Source organism: Paratractidigestivibacter sp. (genome assembly GCF_052362415.1).
Lineage (GTDB): Bacteria > Actinomycetota > Coriobacteriia > Coriobacteriales > Atopobiaceae > Paratractidigestivibacter.
The window spans coordinates 1228-3244 of sequence record NZ_DAWEMK010000123.1; the positions used below are offsets into that span (position 1 = coordinate 1228).

Sequence of the window (2017 nt, forward strand, 5' to 3'; positions counted from 1 at the left end):
CGGACTTCCCCGACAACATCGCCGGCCTGCGCGCCTGCGTGACGAACTGCTGCGCGAAGGCGTTCCTCAATCGCGAGGGCGACTACGTCGTCGTCCGCCCGTATCTTCTTCCCAGCGATCTTCTTTCCTCCGCGCAGATCGACCAGCAGCCTGACGACGGCGTTTTGATCGACGCGTCCTTAGACGCCATCGAGAGCGAAGAAGGACCGGTCGAGCAGGCGCTCGATTCCCTGTGCTCTCTCGACGAGCGGTTCTGTGCCGGGGAGCTTACCGTCTCCGAGCTCGTCTCGCAGGCAGTATCTGCCGTGCGCGGCGTTGAGGACCACCTGATCTTCGGCCACGGCGTCAACTCCTCGAGGTCGCGCGCCTTCGAGCGCGTCGTGGGCACGATCCTCGCCGACGCGGGCGCCTCCTATGGCATCGAGCTCTCGAGGAAGGTCGCTTTTTTGCTGGCCCAGGAGATCTGCCTGCAGCTGTGGCCGGGCATCGGCCTGGCCAAGCGAAAGTCGGCCTGCGCGGAGCGAATCTCCCATCTCCTCGGGGCCGTGACCTCCGAATTGCCGTTTGCATCGAGCGTCTCCGAGCAGGTCGCCGCAGACGTTGAGGGGGCGCTCGGGATCTCGCTCGACCACTTCACGAAGACGCTCTTGACGCTGTGCGTTGCGTCGGAGTCCCGCGACGCCAAGGCCCTCCGAACGCTGTGCGTCATCCTGTCCCACGGCTACTCAACGGCGACGAGCATCGCCGACGCGGCGAACCGTATGCTCGGCATGCATGTGTACGAGGCTGTCGACATGCCCTACGACCAGCAGCTGAAGGACATCGTCGGTCCGCTCCAGCGCCTCGTCGACCGCCATTCCTACTGCACCGGGGTCGTGTTCCTCGTCGACATGGGCTCCTTGGAGGAGGCCTATAAGGCCCTCGAGAACGTTACCGACTCCACTATCGGCGTGGTGAACAACGTCTCTACCGGTCTTGCGCTCGAGATCGGGGTCGGGCTGCTCGGCGGCAAGTCCATCGCCGAGGTTCTTGGCGATGCGACCGCCGCGTTCGTGACGCACTGCAAGGTGATCGAGCGCGTCAACCGTGAGGACGCCATCGTCTTCTGCTCCGAGTCCGGGGTCGACGCCGCGGAGAGGATACGCCAGCTCGTCTCGCAGAGCCTCCCGCGCACCATAGGCGCGCGCCTGCTCACGAGGCCCTTCAAACAGCTCGCCGCGAACGGGTCGAACGACGTCGTTTTCTCCGAGCACCGCGTCTGCGCCGTCATCGGCACGGGAGACCCCAGGATCGCCTCCGTTCCCTTCGTCGCCCTCGAGGACATTATGTCGACGGCGTCCGCCTCGAAGGTCGATGCCGTGTTCGGCAGGTGGCTCGACGCCTCCGAGCTCGCTTCTTTCCACGAGAAGCTGCTTTCGAACATGACGCTGCAGAACGTTATCCGCTCCATCACCATCCTCGACCCGGAGCGGCTGTTCCACGAGATCGAGGGAGCCGTGCACGAGCTCCAGCGCAGGACGGGCGAGAAGATCGGCAGCAACGCCATCATCGGGCTCTACGTCCATCTCTGTTGCCTCGTCGAGCGCCTCGTCACCCGCAACCCCATCGAGACCTACGTCGGCCAGGATCGCTTCGAGGAAGAGCACATCGACTTCATCGAGTCCTTCAGGCAGAGCTTCTCGAGCATCTCGACGCGCTATCGCGTAGAGGTTCCCGTAAGCGAGATCGCATATGTCTTCGACTACATAAGCGTGAGCGCCGCCCCGGCGCGAGAAGAGCGCCTCGGCTCCTCGGACCTCCTGCTCGACGAGTGACCTTCCCCGCGCCGCCGCAAGCCGACCGCGCGTCCTCAATAATCCGATAACCCCTTGCCCGGCGCGAATCCGGATAGCGTCAAGGCAGTGCTGAACGTAAGACTTGATTTGATAGGAGCAAACATGAGTGTTGTTATGGCACGAATCGACAATCGCCTGCTTCACGGCATCATCGTGACGCAGTGGGCCCCGGTGTCGGGCGC

Annotated in this window: 1 protein-coding gene; it reads left to right on the forward strand. The window is 63.9% G+C overall.

Features of this window, described 5'->3' with window-relative positions:
- Positions 1–1814, forward strand: a 1814-nt coding sequence (locus ACT84W_RS09540) for a PRD domain-containing protein (protein WP_444329031.1), incomplete at its 5' end; no start/stop codon positions are given.
- Positions 1815–2017: the final 203 nt, after the last annotated feature.